Source organism: Pseudomonas sp. GM33 (genome assembly GCF_000282295.1).
GTDB lineage: Bacteria > Pseudomonadota > Gammaproteobacteria > Pseudomonadales > Pseudomonadaceae > Aquipseudomonas > Aquipseudomonas laurylsulfatiphila.
The window spans coordinates 36,893-55,074 of sequence record NZ_AKJO01000176.1 but is presented as its reverse complement, the minus strand read 5'-3'; the positions used below and the strand labels follow the sequence as shown (position 1 = coordinate 55,074).

Here is an 18,182-nt window from a genome sequence, read left to right as displayed (position 1 = left end):
AGCGCTGACCGAGCGTCCTGTGTGCCTGGCCGTTCGTGAACCGAGGGGCGGTCGTTAAAGCCCACTGAACAGGCTGATGATCACGGCATTGACCAGGTCAATGAAAAAACCACACACCAGTGGCACGATCAGGAAGGCCTGGTGCGCCGCGCCGTACTTCTGTGTCACGGTCGACATGTTGACGATGGCTGTCGCCGTGGAGCCGAGGGCGATCCCGCCGAATCCGGAAGCGATCACGCTGGCTTCGTAATCGCGCCCCATGAAGCGGAAGACCACAAAATACGTATAGGCAACCGTCAGCAGAATTTGCAGGGTCAACGCACACAGAATGAACAACAGCGCGCCGCTGAGTTGCCATAGCTGAAGCCCCATCAGGGCCATGGTCAAAAACATGCCCAGGCAGATATCGGAGATCAGCGACAGACCCAGGCTGGCGCCGCTCCAGCTTTTCAGGCGTTTATCACCCACAAAGGCCAGCACAAGGTGGTGAATGACGATGCCCGCGAACAGGCAGCTGACAAATTTGGGCAGGGTGACGCCGGCATCGAACAGCAGCAGGTTGAGCCCATAGCCGAGCATCAGGGTCAGGTTGAGCCACATCCACGCCCAGAGCACGTCGTAGTAGTCCAGCGCCTTGCTCGGTTGTTGTTCGAGAATGCCGACTTCCAGCTCCGCATCCCTGGACGGCGTCAGTCGATAACGACGTATCAGACGGTTGGCGATAGGGCCGCCGATGACACAAGCGGCAATCAGGCCGACGGTGTTGCTGGCGATGCCCAGTTCATGGGCGTTACTGATGCCCAGTTTCTCGACGAAAAGCGGTGCCCAGGCCAGGGTGGTGCCCACTCCGCCCGTGAGGGAAATGGAGCCCACCATCAGGCCCGCCTTGGGATCCAGCCCGAACGCCTGGGCCACACCCATGCCCAGCGAGTTCTGCAGGAGAATGAACACAGCGGCGAGTAATAGCAGGATCAGCAACGGGCGCCCACCCTTGAGCAGTTGGCGCATGTCCGATTTCAAGCCAATGCCGGCGAAGAAATAGAGCAGCAGGGTGTCGCGAACCTCCAGATCGAATTCGACCTGGATATTCAGGCCGAAGTAGAGCAAGGACGTCACCGCCGCACAGACGAAGCCGCCGACGACCGATTCGGGGATGCAGTATTGCCGGAGAAAGTTGTTGTGCTGGACGAGGGTTTTGCCGAGGAAAAGCAGAAGGATGGCAAGGGTAAAACTCACGAGGCCGTGAACCTGGAAGAGCTGTGAAGTCATTTAAGGCCTACCTAAAAACTGATCAATCATTATCAGGATTCGATCATTCAATGTTTAGACCTGGATCAATGAATGGTCGATACAGCCACTTCCAGCCTTGCTCGTCCAGATAGCCCCAATCATCAGCTAAGTCTGTGCGCCTGGAGTGAGGACAGCCTAGCCTGAATGGGAAAACCCACCAGTATTGGCATAGGCCGCCATCACGCTCCCGATAGCCAGTCAAACGGCTGAGTCTAGCGCTTGATCAGGGAAATCTTCGTTCCCTCGATACTGACCCCCGCCATCAACCCTTGCTGGTCGAAGATGAACGCGTAGGCGTCGTCCTTCAGCGTCGAGCTGGACAGGTTCTTCGCCACCCCTTCATCAACCACGACAACCGTTGGCCCCACACCGATTTCCCAGCCCTTGGTTTCGGCGACATATTTCACGGCTTTATCGGTCATCAGGAAAACCGCATAGCCGTACGACTGGGCGCCGGCCTGCAGGCCCCATGAACCGCTGACGGAGTTGTAGTAATTTTCGACTTTGGTGCCTTTCATCAGGACGCCTTCGCCGTAGCTGCCACCAAACACAAGGCCCGCCTTGATGATTTTCGGGAAAACCAGCACCGCTTTGGCTTCGTGCGAGATTTTTTCGGCAAAAGGATGGGCCTTGTAAAGCAATTGCAAGGCTTGTTTGGCATCGGCATTCAGATCCTCGGCGGTGGCCGCTCCTGCCGTGCTCAGGAAACCGGTCGATGCCAATGTTGCAGTGGCGAGGAAGAACGAGAGGAAGAACCGCATTGATTGAGTCATTTGCATACTCCGCTGAGGGAGCATTGGATGAGAGCAGCGGCAGGCGCCTGCATTTGGCAGGAACTGAATCCGCTGAGGTTATCCGGCGCGCCCTGAAATGTGTGAATTCAAGCTTCGCTTTTGTATGAAGCAGGCTCGTAATCACCTGTCATTTGCGATGCCATCAGATGTTGTGACCACTGCGTAATGGTGGTGTTCGTTCGCCAGGCTTTTCTTTGGGGTTCTGTCGAGTAAAAAGATGTGCGGTAGAACTTTTGTAAAAGTTCACGCATGGGAAGCGTTAAATATTTCCAAATATTTCATCGGGTCGCCGTGGGGGTAGTCGCTTTTCAAACCCTACTGCCTTGGAACACCCGAACCAGCCGTATGGCGGCGTTGGAAGGTGGGCGAACGCTCCGCAATACACGTCTCCATTCGCGATAAACGGTGAGGCCGAAATGGCGCACTTGTCACGCCTTGAGCTTGTCTAATTTTCTCAACCCGCTGTAACGCAGTTAACGCTTACCATTTCCTTTAATGGAGGGTAGTACCATGGCTGTTATCAATGGGACTGAACAAGGCGACTTCATATTTGGCAACCCGGAGGATGATCAGATCTTCGGCCTGGGTGGAGACGACTTTATCCTGGGTGAAGGAGGCAACGACACGATAGAAGGGGGGGACGGCAACGATGAACTCGTCGGTGGTGACGGCGATGACCTCCTTCGCGGTGGCGCCGGACTCGACAGTCTTACGGGCAGTGTCGGTGCCGATACCCTGACCGGGGGCGCGGATAATGACGCTTTCAACTGGTTTGTCGGCAGTGGCGTGGAATCCTCTTCCCTGGCCCGCGACACAGTGACCGACTTCCAGGGGGCCGGCGTTGCCGGTGGTGACAACCTGCTTCTTTCCGCGAGCAACCGCCTGGTTTTCGAGGGGGCTCGCCCCACGGTGCCGACGCTGGGCGCTTCGCTCGGTTTCGGTGGCAACGGTTTTACCGAGGTGTTCTATGCCGTAGGTGCCGCCAGCACGCTGCTGTTCGCGGACTCCAACGACAATGGCGTGCTCGATGCCAGTGACTTCTCCGCACAACTCACGGGACAGCACAACCTCACAAGAGCCGATTTCGGCACCACGGCCTTCGTCGTACGTGGGACCGAGGGCAATGACGTGATCAACGGCACCCCGGACGCCGATACAATCTTCGCGCTCGGTGGCAACGACGTGGCCAACGCCGGCAACGGCAATGACATCGTCGACGGCGGCGCCGGCAACGACATCCTCAACGGTGGCGCGGGAATCGACCGGCTTACCGGGGGGCTGGGCAATGACACCCTCAACGGTGGCGATGACCGCGACCTCATCACCGGGGGCGACGGCAACGACATCATTGATGGTGGCGCCGGCAATGACACGACTCTTTCCGGCGGTAACGGCACTGATATCGTCAATGGCGGTGCCGGCAACGATACCCTCGACGGCGATGCCGGTAACGACCAGTTGTTCGGTGGTGTCGGTAACGACGACTTCTTTGGCGGCGAGGGTAACGACCAGATCTTCGGCGAGGACGGCAACGACGAACTGTTCGGTGATGCCGGCAACGACCAGTTGTTCGGCGGCAATGGTGACGACGCGCTCGAAGGCGACGCCGGGGCAGACCAGTTGAACGGCGGTGCCGGCAATGACGAGTTCGAGTTCTTCCTTGGCTCGTTCAACCCCAGCTCGACCTTCGCGATCTTCGATACGGTCCAGGACTTCCAGGGCGCCGGTGTGGCCGGCGGCGATACGCTCGAGCTGAACGATGAGTTCGTATTTCGTGGCCAGGTCACGCTCAATCCACAGCTTGGCGCAGTACTTGTCGGCGGCGGCAACGGCATCACCGACCTGTTCTACACGGTCCGCCAGGGCAACACCTGGCTGATAGCGGACGACGATGACAACGGCCGGCTCGACAGCACCGACTTCACTGTGAACTTCCTGGGCGTCAACAACTTCACGGTGGGCGACTTCGGCAACAATACCGAGTTCGTCACGGCGGGCACCGATGGCAACGACATCATCGTCGGCACCGATGGCGACGACAAGATCTTCGGCCTTGGCGGCAACGACCAGTTGTTCGGTCAGGCAGGAGAGGACCTGCTCGATGGCGGTACGGGGGACGACGTGCTGCTCAGCGGCACTGGCCTGGATAATCTGTTCGGCGGTGAGGGTAACGACACACTCACCATCGAGGATTTCGGCAGTGCCTTCGGCGGAGCCGGCAACGACCTGGTGATCGGCAGCAGCGCCGAGTTCGCCTTCCAGACGACCCTTGAGGGCAATGAAGGCAACGACACGCTGCAATCGGGCAGCGCAGGTGCCTTCATGATTGGCGGCACCGGGGACGACCGGCTGGTGGGCAGTGCGGCGGGTGATTTCATGGTCGGCAGCGTCCAGTTCGAACCTGGCCTCGATGCGGACAGGTTCCAGTTCGGTGCCCTATGGGGAACGGACACCATCGCCGACTTCGAGGACGGTATTGATCTGATCGACCTGAGCGCCAGCGGTCTGACCTTTGCCAACCTCACCGTTGGAGAACAGTTCGGCGAGGCCGTCATCAGCGTCACGGGCCAGCCGGGGGTGGGAACCATCACCTTGAGCGGCGTGCCACAGGCCGCCATCACCGAGTCGGATTTCGCCTTTACCTGAGTGAGCGACGCATGCTCACGCCGGTTGAGGGCGTGAGCATGCCTCAGGCCGGGCGACGGGCCCCTTCAAGCGCCAGGGAGACAGCATGACCGTCAAGCGCATGGACAACATCGGCATCGTTGTAGAAGACATCGACGCTGCCATTGAGTTTTTCACCGAACTGGGCCTTGAGCTCGAGGGGCGCGCGCCCATCGAGGGCGACTGGGCAGATGGCGTCACAGGATTGCGCGACATGCGCGTCGAGATTGCCATGATGCGCACGCCGGACGGTCACAGCCGGCTCGAAATTTCCCGATTCCTCGCACCCCCCGTGGTCGCCGATCACCGCCGCGCCCCGGTGAACGCGCTTGGTTACCTGCGAGTCATGTTCACCGTGGAAGACATCGACGACACACTCGCCAGGCTCCACAAACACGGCGCAGAGCTCGTCGGCAACGTGGTCAGGTACCAAGAGACGTATCGTCTGTGCTACATCCGCGGCCCCGAAGGTATTCTCATCGGACTTGCCCAGGAACTCGGGCAGCACGCTTCTCGATGAGCACCTGCGACAATGGCTGAGCGTCACCACCGGACCGGTTGCAAGCGCGATATATGCCTCGACAGCGTGTAGACTTTCGCGCTTCGAACCTGGGAGCCTTGCATTTCGCGCTCCTGCCAGTCTCAGTATTGATTAAGGCGTGCTTATGGATCTGCGTCAGCTCGAAGCGTTTGCTGCTGTGATGTCGGCGGGCAGTGTCACCGCAGCAGGAAAGATGCTCGGTCGTTCCCAGCCCTCGGTGACAAGGGTCATTCAGGAGCTGGAGCAAGAGCTGGGCTTCGCTTTGTTCGAGCGCAGCGGGCCAAAGGTCATGCCGACCCAAAAGGCGTTCATGATGTACGGCGAAGTCGAAAGCGCACTGCTGGGGATTCGCAACATTCGCCAGCGCGCGCAGCACATCGCTCGGGAAGAGAGCAATCAAATCAAACTGGTAGCGATCTCGGCGCTGGCGGCAGGGCTGTTGCCTGTGGCGTTGTCGCGATTGCCTGACAGCCTTCGCCCGCAGCAGATCCAGTTGCAGAGCATGTCGCCGGAAAACGTGGTGCAGGCGGTGCTGTCGAAAACCATGGATCTGGGCGCGGTGAGTCTGCCGCTGGAGCATCGCGGACTGGATATTCACTGGATCGGCGAGGCGCCCTGTGTCGCGGTGTTGCCGGCCAGCTCAGAACTGGCGGTGCACGAGGTGCTGTCCATGGAACTGCTGGCGCAGCAGACCCTGATCACCATGGCCAATCCGTATCGTTTTCGGCGCCGCGTCGACAAGGCTTTCCAGGACGCAGGAGGCGCGCCGCCGCGCATGCTCGACACCAACACATCGTTGATTGCGATGCAGATGGCCAGAGTCGGGCTGGGCGTGGCCTTGGTCGATCCCTTTACCGCCAGGGGGGTGCCATTGGAAGGCGTGGTGGTGCGGCCGATTGCCTGCAACATCCCGTTTTTCTTCGGTTTGATTTCGGCGTTCGCCAGCCCGTTGTCCGATGTGGCGCGTGCGCTGATCGGCGAGATCGCCGCTTCGGCAAAGCTGTTGCTGCCGCAGATGATCATGCATGAAGCCGGCGTCCATGATGCCTTGTTGCAGAGCATTTACGCCGAGTAGGGCGGCTGAGCCACAGTCGCGGGTTGCTTTCTCTAGAGTCTTCTAATTCCATTTGTGAATATCATTATGTTTTTTTGCGCATTGCAGGAATAAAAGGTCCCTTTTAGTATTCACTTTAAGCATTCAATAGCTATAAGAATTCATTTATAGCCGTTCAATGTTGATGGAGTGATTTCAATCAAGGGTCGAGTGATTTGCTCTCGATCGTCATCGAGTAGCGATCAATGTCCGATGTAAAGCCACCCGCAGGCCTTGCGGCACTTGAAGCACGCTTGCGCCAGGACCTGGCCTGGCTCGACCTTCCCGCCAGTCCATGGGTCAAGCCACGTGTGAGCGAAGGCACGCCGGTGCTCGAGGTGGCGATCATCGGCGGCGGTATGGCCGGCCTGGCCCTTGCCGCCGAACTGCGCCACCTCGGTGTGGCAGCGGTGGTGTTCGATCAGTCGGTGGCAGGCTTCGAAGGGCCCTGGGCAACCACCGCACGCATGGAAACCCTGCGTTCACCCAAACACCTGACCGGGCCAGCACTGGGATTGCCTGCGCTGACTTTCCGCGCCTGGTTCGAAGCGCAATTCGGCGCTGAGGGTTGGGCCACGCTGGACAAGATTCCGCGTCTGCAATGGGCCGACTACCTGCGCTGGTATCGCAAGGTATTGACGCTGGACGTGCGCAACGAGCATCGCGTCAACCGGCTTGCGCCCAGGGCAGACGGGCTGGTTGAACTGGACATCGTGACGCCGGCGCAGACGCATCATCTGTTGGCGCGCCATGTCGTGCTTGCCACCGGGCGCGACGGCCTGGGTGGACCCTGGGTGCCTGAGTTCGCCCGGCAGCTGCCGGGTCACTTGTGGGCGCACTCGGCGGACGGTTTGCAGGATGCGTGGTTTGAAGGCAAACGCGTCGCGGTCATCGGTGGCGGGGCGTCAGCCATGGACAGTGCCGCCACCGCGCTGGAAGCGGGTGCGACACGGGTGGACCTGTTGATCCGTCGCGCCGAGTTACCCCGCATCAACAAAGGCAAAGGCGCTGGCAATCCGGGCATGGTCCACGGTTACTGGCGCCTGCCGGACGCCTGGAAATGGCGCATTCGCAACTACCTCAATACGCAGCAAGTGCCTCCGCCACGCAGCAGCACGCTCAGAGTGTCCTGCTCGGGCCGGGCGCGGTTCCTGTTGAGCAGCCCGGTTGTCGCGGTGGAAGAAAATCCGGCTGGCGGTCTGTGGCTGCACACGCCCACAGCCCGGATCGAAGCGGATTTTCTGGTGTTCGCCACCGGTTTTCGCACTGACTTTGACCAGCGTCCGGAGTTCGCGCCGTTCTCCCGGCACATCCGCACCTGGCAGGATCGTTTCGAGGCCCCGCCCACTGAACGCGATGCCGAACTGTCCGAACTGCCGGACCTGGGCAGCTGTTTCGAATTCCAGGAAAAGACACCCGGTCTCTGCCCGGGGCTGAGCCACATCCATTGCTTCAGCTATCCCGCGGCACTGAACTATGGCGCGGTGTCCGGCGACATTCCGGCCATCAGCGAAGGCTCCAAACGCCTGGCCCACGCCTTGGTCGGCCAGTTGTTCAACGAAGACATCGCGCTGCATTTCGAGTCCATGCGCAGCTATGCAGACCCCGAACTGCTGGGCGATGAGTGGGTGGCGAGCCAGCCGACCGCTGAGGAGTTGCGGCCATGATCGGCTGGGCACTGCGGCGTATGACTCAGTCGCTGCTGGTGATTGTGCTGATGACCCTGGTGGTGTTCATCGGCCTGAACGCCATTGGCAATCCCATGGACATCCTGGTGGGTGAAGACCTCAACCAGGCCGAACGCTTGCAGGCCATCACCCACCTGGGGCTGGACAAGCCGCTGTGGGAGCAGTACCTGATCTTTCTCAAGGGGGTTGCCCACGCCAATCTGGGGCAGAGTTTTGTCTATCACGAAGACGCCATGCGCCTGATCCTGCAACGACTGCCGGCCACCTTCGAACTGGCCTTCTGTGCGCTGTTCCTGGCGGTCGTGATCGGCGTGCCCTTGGGCATGTTCGCCGGCGCCTATCCCGATCACCCGTTATCGCGCCTGATGATGGCCGCCAGCATCGTGGGCTTTTCGCTGCCGGCGTTTTGGGTGGCGTTGATGATGATCATGCTGTTCTCGATCAAGTTGGGATGGCTGCCCGCCAGTGGGCGCGGCGAGACCCGCGAATGGCTGGGCGTGCAGTGGTCGTGGCTGACCCTCGATGGTCTGCAACACCTGCTGTTGCCGGCGCTGAACCTGGCGCTGTTCAAGATATCGCTGGTGTTGCGTCTGACCCGCGCCGGCGTTCGGGAAGTGCTGCCACAGGAGTTCGTCAAGTTCGCACGGGCCAAGGGCCTGTCACCGATGCGAGTGATGTGCATGCACGTCATGCGCAACACCATGATTCCCCTGGTCACGGTGCTGGCGATGGAGTTGGGGTCGACGATTGCCTACGCCGTGGTCACCGAAAGCATCTTTTCCTGGCCCGGCGCCGGGAAGCTGATCCTGGACAGCATCAACACCCTGGATCGTCCGGTGGTGGTGGCCTATCTGATGGTGGTCGTGGTGATCTTCGTCGTGCTTAACCTGATTGTCGACGGCTTGTACTACCTGCTCGACCCCCGCGTGCGTATCGAGGCCTCCCGATGAATGCCGTTCAGAAAGTCTTGACGACCCGCGTGTGTCTACAGGCCCAGTCGCCGTGGAGGAGGGTGGCCGTCGAGTTCATGAATTCGCCGACCGCCGTAGTGGGTCTGCTGGTGTTGCTGGCCATCGTGCTGGTCGCGGTGTTGGCCCCGTGGATCGTGGTGCAAAACCCCTACGACCTGATGCAGCTCAACGTACTGGATGCACGCCTGGCGCCGGGCAGCGCCAACATGGACAGCGGCTATACCTACTGGCTCGGCACCGATGGTCAAGGCCGCGATCTGGTCTCAGCCATTCTGTATGGCTTGCGGATCAGTTTGTGGGTGGGCATCGGTTCGGCGTTGATCGCGGCCTTGATCGGTACGCTGCTGGGGCTGGTCTCGGCCTATGCCGGCGGTTGGGTGGACGCTTTGTTGATGCGTCTGGTGGATCTGCTGTTGTCGTTCCCGGTAATTCTCATGGCGCTGATGATCCTCGCCTGGCTCGGCAAGGGTGTCGGCAATGTGATGCTCACGCTGGTCCTGCTGGAGTGGGCCTATTACGCCCGCACCGCCCGCGGCCAGGCATTAACCGAAAGTCGCCGCGAATACGTTGACGCCGCACGGGGGCAGGGTATTGGTCCGTGGCGCATCGTCGTCGGGCACATCCTGCCTAACTGCCTGCCGCCGCTTATTGTCATCGGCGCCTTGCAGATCGCTCGCGCGATCACGCTGGAAGCGACCTTGTCGTTTCTCGGCCTCGGTGTGCCGGTCACGGAGCCTTCCCTGGGCCTGCTGATCGCCAACGGCTTCCAGTACATGCTCAGCAACGAATACTGGATCAGCCTGTTTCCGGGGCTGGCGCTGTTGATCACCATCGTCGCCATCAATCTGGTCGGTGACCGGTTGCGTGATGTCCTGAACCCGAGGTTACAGCGATGAGCCAGCCTGAAGTGTCTTTACCACCGTCGGCTGCCGAGCAGCCAACCCTGGAGGTGCGGGGGCTTTGCACCTCGTTCTACACCCGGGCAGGCGTGCTGCCGGCGGTGCGCGACCTGTCGTTGCGTGTACAGCCGGGGCGGATCCTGGGGCTGGTGGGCGAATCCGGGTCGGGTAAATCGGTGACCGGGTTTTCCATTCTCGGGCTGGTGGATGAGCCCGGTCGTATCAGTGGCGGTCAGGTGTTGTTCAAAGGCCGTGACCTCACAAAACTGTCGGGTTCTCAACTGCGCGCTTTGCAAGGCAATCGGATCGCGATGATTTTTCAGGATCCGATGATGACCCTCAACCCGGTGCTGCGGGTCGACACGCAAATGATTGAAGCGGTGCGTGCCCATCGTCCACTGAGCAAGCGCGACGCGCGTGAACACGCCAGCCGCACCTTGGCGCTGATGGGCATTGCCAGCCCTGAAGAGCGTCTGCGCGCCTATCCCCATCAGTTGTCCGGCGGCATGCGTCAGCGGGTGGCGATTGCTATCGCGCTGCTGCATTCACCTGACCTGATCATTGCCGATGAGCCCACCACGGCACTGGACGTGACGATCCAGGCGCAGATCCTCAGTGAAGTGCAGAAACTGGTGCGCGAGCAGGGCACGTCGCTGATCTGGATCACGCATGACCTGTCGGTGGTGGCTGGGCTGGCCGACGACGTGGCCGTGATGTACGCCGGACGCATCGTCGAACAGGGTTCGGTCGCCGACGTGCTTGATCGTCCGCAACACCCCTACACCCAGGGTTTGATCGACAGCCTGCCAAGCCGCAACCAGCGCGGTCAGCGCCTGCGACAGATTCCCGGGATGGCGCCGGACTTGCTGTCGATGCCTGCAGGCTGTGCATTCGCCGCGCGCTGTGCGCGAGCGTCGCAGGCCTGCGCACAGAGTCCTGAACCACGCGAGGTCGAACCAGGCAGGACGGTTCGTTGTTTTCATCCGGGAGCCGCCCATGCGTACTGATCAAGTCCCCCTCATTGAACTGCGCCAGGTCAGCAAGACCTTCGGCAAGCCAGTGGATCAACATTCAGTCCGGCATTGGCTGCAACGGTTACACCTGACGCGCCCAAGGCCGGTGACCCAGGCGGTCGATCGCGTGGACTTGCGCATCGCCCGTGGCGAAGTGGTGGGCCTGGTCGGCGAATCCGGCTGCGGCAAATCAACCCTGGGGCGCATGGTGGCGGGGCTGTTGCCTGTGTCGTCGGGCAGTGCGTGGGTGGACGGCCAATCCCTCGACAACATGACCGCCGATGAGCGCCAGGCCGTGCGCCTGAAGGTGCAGATGATCTTTCAGGACCCGTCGTCGAGCCTCAATCCGCGTCTGCGGGTCGACCGGATCGTGGGCGAGGGCGCGCTGCTGCACGGGCTCACCGACAAGCAGGGTTTTGACGATTACGTCAGTGCGCAACTGCAACGCGCCGGGCTTAGCCCGCAGCTGCGTCAGCGCTATCCGCACCAGTTCAGCGGCGGTCAACGTCAGCGCATCGGCATTGCCCGAGCGCTGGCGGTGCAGCCACAACTGCTGGTCTGCGATGAGTCAGTGGCGGCGCTGGACGTGTCGATTCAGGCGCAGATTCTCAATCTGTTCATGGATCTGCGCGATGAACTGGGCCTGACCTATCTGTTCATCAGCCATGACCTGGGCGTCGTCGAGCACCTGTGCGACCGCGTAGTGGTGATGTACCTGGGCAGGGTGGTGGAGAGCGCGTCAGTCGATGACCTGTTTGCCCGCGCCAACCATCCCTACACCCAGGCGTTGTTGGCGCAGATCCCGCGTTTTGATGTCCGCAGTACCCGTTATGACGCGATCAAAGGGGAAATCCCCAGCCCGCTGAACCCGCCCGCCGGGTGTCATTTCCACCCTCGTTGCCCGCACGCCTCAGCGCGCTGCCGCAACGAAGCTCCAGCGCTCAGGGAGGTTTCGCCGAACCACCTCAGTGCGTGTCACCTCAACGACCACTTTTGAGCGAGCGCTAAGACGTTCGTCATGCCCATTGCCATTGCGTACAAGGAATTACCCATGAAACCACTTGTTCGTTCACTGTTGACCTCGGCCCTTATCCTCGCGACCGGCAGTGTTGTCGCGCAGACCCTGCGCATCGGTTATGCCGATCCTGTTTCGTCGCTTGATCCGCAACAGAACAACTACGCCGGTGACCGTTCGGTGGCGCTGCATGCCTTCGAATCGCTGGTCAGTCGCCGGGACAACAAGACCCTGCCGGGCCTGGCCAAGAGCTGGAAAGTCATCGATGACACCACCTGGGAGTTCGCCCTGCGCGACGACGTCAAATGGCAGGACGGCACGCCGCTGACCGCCGATGACTTCGTGTTCTCGTTCGAGCGTGCCCGCAATGTGCCGGGCAGCGTGGCTTCTTATGCCGGGTCCACACGTACCGTGGAGTCGGTCAAGGCCAAAGACGATCACACGCTGATTATCAAGACCCGCACCCCCAACGCGAACCTGCTGCCGGATGTTGATTCGATCTACATCGTCAGTCGCCACGCCGGCGCCGATGCCAGCAGCGCCGATTACAACTCGGGCAAGGCCATGATTGGCGTGGGGCCGTACCGTTTCGTCTCCTACGTGCCGGGTGACCGGACGATCTTCGAGCGCAACGATAGCTATTGGGGCGCCAAGCCGACCTGGGACAAGGTCGACTACCGCTTCATCGCCAACGCCGCCAACCGCACTGCCGCGTTGCTGGCCGGTGACGTGGACGTGATCGACAAGGTTTCGCCCACCGATGTCGAGCGTCTGCGCAACACCCCGGGGGTCAATGTCTACGCCTACCAGGGCCTGCGTGCGCTGATCATCCAGCCAAGCTTTCGCGAAGGCCCCAACGAGTTCATTCGTGATAACGCCGGCCAGCCGCTGCCCGAGAACCCGCTGCGTGATGTGCGTGTGCGCAAGGCGTTGTCTCTGGCGATCAACCGCCAGGCCATCGATGAACGCATCATGCAAGGCACCGTCACCGAGGCCAATCAATGGATGCCGGCCAACACCTTCGGCTACAACCCGGACGTGAAGAACATTGCGTACGACCCGAAACAGGCCAAGGAACTGTTGGCGCAGGCAGGCTTCCCGGACGGCTTCCAATTGACCGTGCATGTACCCAGCGACCGCTATCCGCAGGCGCCGGAAGCGATGCAGGCGGTGGCGCAGTTCTGGTCGCGGATCGGCGTCAAGGTCCAGCTCGAAGTGTTGCCGTGGGCGGTGTATGCCGGCAAGGCCAACAAGAATGAACTGGCGGTCAGCGTGATTGCCTGGGGCAACGGCACCGGGGAAGCGGCGTATGCGCTGACCAACATCCTGACCACGGTGGACAGCAGCAAAGGGCAGGGCGCCTCCAACTGGGGTCGTTACAGCAACCCGCTGGTGGACAAGGCGTTGGTGGATTCGACCGCCGAGTTTGATGAAGCCAGGCGCCGCAAGATCCTCCAGGACTCGGTCAAGGTGGTCAGCGATGACGTCGGCATCATCCCGCTGTTCCACTACCAGAACATCTGGGCCGCCCGCAAAGGCCTGAAAGTCGAACCGCTGGTCAGCGACCGCACGGCGGCGACCATGGTCACCGAACTGCCTTGAACCGGTTTGCGCCAGGGCCCACCGGGCTCTGCGCGCAATGCTCGCCAACAGCCCTACAGGAATTGTCATGACCTCGACCGCTGAACACATCGCCGAGCCGGATTTGCTCGACCGTTTGCTGGACATCCAGACGGGTACACATCTGCACGCCATGCGCCATGCCCGGGCCAAAGTGGCCTCGGCCACGCAAGGCAGCCAGGATCTGTTTTTTGATCCGGCACTGGAAAACAACCTGTCATTGGGTGAGCGCCTGTGGGTGGCTTACTACGCCGCGCGACTGACACCGCAGGCGACACTCACGGCACATTACCTCGAGCAATTACAGGCACTGGGCCTGGATGAAACCGTACACGCCGCGGTCGATTCCGGCGCCATCGGAACGCTGGAAGACGCTCGTCTGCGGGTGATCCTGGGGTTCACTCGCACGCTGATCGAATCACCCGTCAATGGCGATCAGGTGGCGTTGCAAGCGCTTCAACACGAAGGCCTGAGCACGGCTGAAATTGTCGTGCTGGCGCAGTTGATTGCCTTCCTGTCCTATCAAGTGCGTTTGGCCGCCGGGCTCGGCGCGTTGCAGTCCGCGGGAGCCGCCTGATGAGCGAACTGATTCGCAGCAATGGCTTCACCAACGAAGTGCTCGGCTGGAAAGCCTGGCTGCCTACGGTCGACCTCAACAACGCTACGGACGAGCAAGTGGCCGTACTGCAAGAGAGTCATCCGCAGGCCATGACGTCGGACTACTACCTGACACTGGCCCATCACCCGGACATCCTTCGCCAGCGTTCGCAGGCATTCAACGCCATCATGTATGCACCCGGCGGTTTGTCCCGTGCCGAGCGCGAACTGGCGAGTACCGTGGTGTCGCGGATCAATCGGTGCGTGTACTGCGCCTCGGTGCATGCACAACGCTTCGAGCAACTGGCCAAGCGCAACGACGTGATCAGCGAAGTGTTTGCCGACCCGGCAACGGCCGGCACGACAGATCGCGAAAGGGCCATTGTGCAGTTCGCGATCGACCTGACCCTTGAGCCAGCCTCGCTGAGTGCCGGGCACATCCAAACACTGCGTGAACAAGGGCTGGATGATGCACAGGTCCTGGATCTGATCCACGCGATTGCGATTTTCGCCTGGGCCAATCGATTGATGTTGAATCTGGGTGAGCCTGTGTTTACCGCCCCATAGCCCCCATCAGGCCTGGCCGATCAAGAGTCGGCCACGGTTTCTACGGCAGAAAAGTATCTCCTGTGATCGATTCGGGAGCAGGAGCTTCGTGCTTCTGGGGATTCACTGATCTTGACGATTGAAGCTCTGCATTAACCTGGTTGGCTTGTCGGATTTATTATTTATTTTCCAATAATTAAACAGTCAGTTTTGTATTTAATGGTCTTGTGTCGCATAAAAATCTAGCAGATATCGCATATTGACAGATAGTTAAGCCAAAATTACCATCCGGCGCCATGAACTTTAAGGCAGCTAATCACGGGTATCTTGCACTTGCTCCGACACCCGGGTGGAAATATATATTCATGTGCGCCTGTTGTGTCTGCAGTATTGCTGAATGCCGAGCCTGTCAGATTCAAAATAAATGTGCGTTAAGGCGAGCCAAAGTGAAAAAGTCACTCATCCTGTTGACCCTGCTTGCACCCCTTATCACCATTGCTGGCGAACCTGATCATCTGGCCATTTGCAACAGGCTCAAGCCAGATATCACTCGTAGTTACGGCGTGCACAACTTGGTATTGGTGGATAACGGTAGTTCATACGTATCCGGCGAAGGGGTTGTGCTCTGTGTATATGACGGCATTGTCCAGAAGTTCTACGCCGATAGTTCTGTCAGGGTTATGGCAACACTGAATATCGCCAACAATAAATACAACGTCCTGTTCTAATAGTGGGTTGTCACTGACGAGCTAGGTTCTGACACATCTTATGCTGGTTATTGAAACCATGCTCTTTCATCAGGCGCTCCAACCCGGCTTGTTGAATATTACGCTCTGCCCTTTAACCTGGTGAGTCCAATGGCTTCGTATAAAACCTGGCGCGCGTGGCCAATGAGTTTTTTTATCAGGTAAAGGAGCGCAGAATGAGCAGCCCGGCGTTCGAATGAAGTGCCGCAGGCGGGGCTGGCGTGTAGTCATCTCGAGCAGCCGGGGTAGGGACTCTCTCGGGATGATGAGCGCTTGCTGACGACGGCAAGGGCTGGAGACGCGCTTTGAAACCATTCCCGCTCAGACCTGGCGCCTCAACTCTGGACATGTTTCTTCAAGCGTGTCTGCCACGTCGTGACGCTGTTCCGCCAACCTTGACGGAAAAAGCGGTCATCCCCGGCATTCCCAATGCTCGCTACAGGCTGGACCACGACCTGACGCCTTTCATTGAGGATGCGGTTCAGTCCAACAAGCGTGAGAGCGAGGAGCTCGCCAAGGCCGGGAAGCCGAACCATATCCTTCCGCTGGCCAATATGCTGGCGGTTTCCGGTGGCGGCGATGCGGGCGCCTTCGCAGCGGGACTGATTGCGGGATGGACGACGCACGGGACTCGCCCCCAGTTCAAGGTCGTCACCGGCATCAGCGCGGGTGCCCTGGTCGCCCCGTTCGCTTACCTGGGGTCCGATTACGACAGCGTGATTCGGTATGTCTCCAACGCAATCGGGCCCAAAGACATTTTTCATTCGCGAAACGTATTAACCCGTTTTGCCAGCGACGGTATAGCGGACAGCAAGCCACTGTCGCGGCTCATCGCAAAATACGTCACGGCACAGATTCTTGCGGCGATCGCGACGGAGTATGCCAAAGGACGAATCCTGCTGATCGGCACAACCGACCTTGATTCGGGCCGGCCCGTCACCTGGAACATGGGCGCGATTGCCGCAAGCCAGGCACCGGGAGCGCTCGACCTCTTTCGCAACATCATGCTCGCGTCAATGAGCATTCCCGGTGCAGTCTCACCCGTCATGATTGATGTGGACGTTGACGGCAAACAGTTCCAGGAAATGCACGTGGACGGAGGGGTCATCACCCAAGTGTTTCTTTACCCGCCCAGCACCGTGATGGCGCTGAGCAAAGCCACCGGCGCACCGTTGCGGTTCGACCGTCATTTCTATGTCATTCGTAACGGGACACTGGAGCCGCAGTGGGCCGGGACCAAGCGCCGCACATTGAGCATCGGCGGCCGGGCCATCAGCGCCTTGATTCAAACCCAGGGGATCAGCGACCTGGAGCGTATCTACCGTATGGCGCAACAGGATGGGGCGGATTTCAATCTTGCGTACATTGGCTCCGACTTTAACTTTGCGCACGATCGGAAATTCGATGGCGAGTACATGAAGCGTTTGTTCGATTACGCCTTTCAACTCAGCGCGAAGGGCTATCCGTGGCATAAATTGCCGTACCTGGAAAACGCTAAACGGTGAAACAAGCGTGTCATCAAGCGTTCAGATTTTTTCCGGGGAAACCACCCACACGCTGCAGGGCAACTTGTACAGCAGGTGTTCCACCGTGCTGCCAACCAGCCGCTCCATGCCGCGATGACCAATGCGTCCCATGACAATCACATCGATGTCATAAGTCTGCGCGTAGCTGGATAGCACCTTGACCGGATTGCCCATGATCATGTGCTGGTGCTCCGGCGGGATACCGTTGCGCTCAGAAAGTTCGCGGAACGCATCAGCCTGCGCTTCGAACAGCGACTTGGCTTTTCCCGAGGAAAAAAACGCCGATCCATTGCTGAAACCGAATTCGTCTGCACTGATGCTGGAAAGGTCATGGGCGTAGATCACGTCCAGTTCTGCATTACAGGTGCTCGCCAGTTTGGAGGCCTCGCGCAGAATGCTGTCGTTGAAGCCTTCGTATTGCTCATCAGAATGAAAAGGGTCAACGGCGGCGACGATCTTGCGCGGTAAAGTGTTGTGCGAATGACTGACAAAATGCAGGGGCACCGGGCATTCACGTAGCAGGTGGATATCCAATGGCGTAAACATCAGGCGTGATAACAGCGATTCGTGTTCCAGTGCCTTGATCAATACGGCCATCGGCTGTTCTTTGAGATGAATGAGGATTTCCTGCAAAGGCCTTTCGACCCAGACGACTTCCGTGGTGACGTGCACACCGATCTTGCGCAAGGGGCGGGCCTGGTCTTCGAGCCACTGACGATGGCGCTCGACATAGCCCAGCCGCATCTGTTCCAGCGCCTGTCCATTGACCATTCCGGCAGTCGCCAGCCCTTCAAGATAATCGAACGCCACGATGTGCAGGGCAGCACCTGAAGCCTTGGCCAAGGCAGCGGCCCGGTCGAAGGCGGGGCTGTTTTCCATCAGCGGCGAAACGACCAGCATGAAGCGTAGTTGATCGGACATGACAGATCTCCGGTAGGTAATCGCTTGCCCCGATGGCTGCGGTGTTATTGGGCAGTGAAGCCTTGCACCTAGCCTGCCGCTGTTCAGGGCGCCAGGTTTGATCTTTGTCAAATGGAAGGGAACGGATGGCGTTGCCCGACGTGCGGTTGTCCGGGCTTCGTCCAGTGACGAAATTGTTGACCGTTATCAATTTTTCGTCCGGCTCTCCGGCGCAATCTTTGGGCTCATGCCGAACTCGGCATACGTACGGTGGAGGAG

At 59.7% G+C, this 18,182-nt stretch carries 16 protein-coding genes; 13 read left to right on the top strand and 3 right to left on the bottom strand.

Features of this window, described 5'->3' with window-relative positions:
* Positions 1-54: 54 nt before the first annotated feature.
* Both gltS and PMI26_RS03485 read right to left on the bottom strand, forming a co-directional pair.
* Complete coding sequence (gltS, locus tag PMI26_RS03480; RefSeq protein ID WP_007979483.1) at positions 55-1,269, bottom strand: sodium/glutamate symporter; 1,215 nt, start codon at positions 1,267-1,269, stop codon at positions 55-57.
* A 233-nt stretch (positions 1,270-1,502) separates the two neighbouring features.
* The gene (locus tag PMI26_RS03485) at positions 1,503-2,063 is read right to left on the bottom strand and encodes a YSC84-related protein (RefSeq protein WP_007979481.1); all 561 of its coding nucleotides are present in this window, start codon (positions 2,061-2,063) and stop codon (positions 1,503-1,505) included.
* Positions 2,064-2,594: 531 nt separating this feature from the next.
* On the opposite strand from PMI26_RS03485, the gene PMI26_RS03490 reads away from it, so the two are divergent.
* From PMI26_RS03490 to PMI26_RS03550, 13 genes are all read left to right on the top strand, one after another.
* Positions 2,595-4,730 carry a calcium-binding protein gene (locus PMI26_RS03490; protein ID WP_007979479.1) on the top strand — a complete coding sequence of 712 codons (2,136 nt, stop codon included), beginning with the start codon at positions 2,595-2,597 and terminating at the stop codon, positions 4,728-4,730.
* An 85-nt stretch (positions 4,731-4,815) separates the two neighbouring features.
* A complete protein-coding gene (locus PMI26_RS03495) occupies positions 4,816-5,268 on the top strand; it encodes a VOC family protein (protein ID WP_007979477.1) in 453 nt (150 codons plus the stop codon).
* A gap of 145 nt (positions 5,269-5,413) precedes the next feature.
* Positions 5,414-6,364: a LysR family transcriptional regulator gene (locus PMI26_RS03500; protein WP_007979475.1), complete on the top strand. Its 951-nt coding sequence runs from the start codon at positions 5,414-5,416 to the stop codon at positions 6,362-6,364.
* Between the two features lie 224 nt (positions 6,365-6,588).
* Complete coding sequence (locus PMI26_RS03505) at positions 6,589-8,049, top strand: FAD-dependent oxidoreductase (protein WP_007979472.1); 1,461 nt, start codon at positions 6,589-6,591, stop codon at positions 8,047-8,049.
* Positions 8,046-9,020, top strand: a complete 975-nt coding sequence (locus tag PMI26_RS03510; RefSeq protein WP_007979469.1) for an ABC transporter permease — start codon at positions 8,046-8,048, stop codon at positions 9,018-9,020. Before PMI26_RS03505 ends, PMI26_RS03510 begins: the two co-directional genes overlap by 4 nt.
* Positions 9,017-9,937 (top strand): ABC transporter permease, encoded by a 921-nt coding sequence (locus PMI26_RS03515; RefSeq protein ID WP_007979467.1) that lies wholly within the window; start codon positions 9,017-9,019, stop codon positions 9,935-9,937. Before PMI26_RS03510 ends, PMI26_RS03515 begins: the two co-directional genes overlap by 4 nt.
* A complete protein-coding gene (locus PMI26_RS03520; protein ID WP_007979464.1) occupies positions 9,934-10,947 on the top strand; it encodes an ABC transporter ATP-binding protein in 1,014 nt (337 codons plus the stop codon). Before PMI26_RS03515 ends, PMI26_RS03520 begins: the two co-directional genes overlap by 4 nt.
* Entirely contained in the window at positions 10,937-11,950 is a 1,014-nt protein-coding gene (locus tag PMI26_RS03525) for an ABC transporter ATP-binding protein (protein WP_007979462.1), read from the top strand. Before PMI26_RS03520 ends, PMI26_RS03525 begins: the two co-directional genes overlap by 11 nt.
* A gap of 54 nt (positions 11,951-12,004) precedes the next feature.
* Positions 12,005-13,570, top strand: coding sequence for an ABC transporter substrate-binding protein (locus PMI26_RS03530; protein WP_007979461.1), 1,566 nt, complete (start codon positions 12,005-12,007; stop codon positions 13,568-13,570).
* A gap of 67 nt (positions 13,571-13,637) precedes the next feature.
* Positions 13,638-14,165, top strand: a complete 528-nt coding sequence (locus PMI26_RS03535) for a CMD domain-containing protein (protein ID WP_007979459.1) — start codon at positions 13,638-13,640, stop codon at positions 14,163-14,165.
* Positions 14,165-14,752, top strand: coding sequence for a peroxidase-related enzyme (locus PMI26_RS03540; protein WP_007979457.1), 588 nt, complete (start codon positions 14,165-14,167; stop codon positions 14,750-14,752). Before PMI26_RS03535 ends, PMI26_RS03540 begins: the two co-directional genes overlap by 1 nt.
* Positions 14,753-15,177: 425 nt before the next feature.
* Positions 15,178-15,459, top strand: coding sequence for a hypothetical protein (locus PMI26_RS03545; protein ID WP_007979455.1), 282 nt, complete (start codon positions 15,178-15,180; stop codon positions 15,457-15,459).
* Positions 15,460-15,782: 323 nt separating this feature from the next.
* A complete protein-coding gene (locus PMI26_RS03550) occupies positions 15,783-16,982 on the top strand; it encodes a patatin-like phospholipase family protein (protein WP_033048348.1) in 1,200 nt (399 codons plus the stop codon).
* 21 nt (positions 16,983-17,003) lie between these two features.
* On the opposite strand, the gene PMI26_RS03555 is transcribed toward PMI26_RS03550, so the two are convergent.
* On the bottom strand, positions 17,004-17,924 hold the full coding sequence (locus tag PMI26_RS03555) for a universal stress protein (RefSeq protein ID WP_007979450.1): 921 nt from the start codon (positions 17,922-17,924) through the stop codon (positions 17,004-17,006).
* Positions 17,925-18,182: the final 258 nt, after the last annotated feature.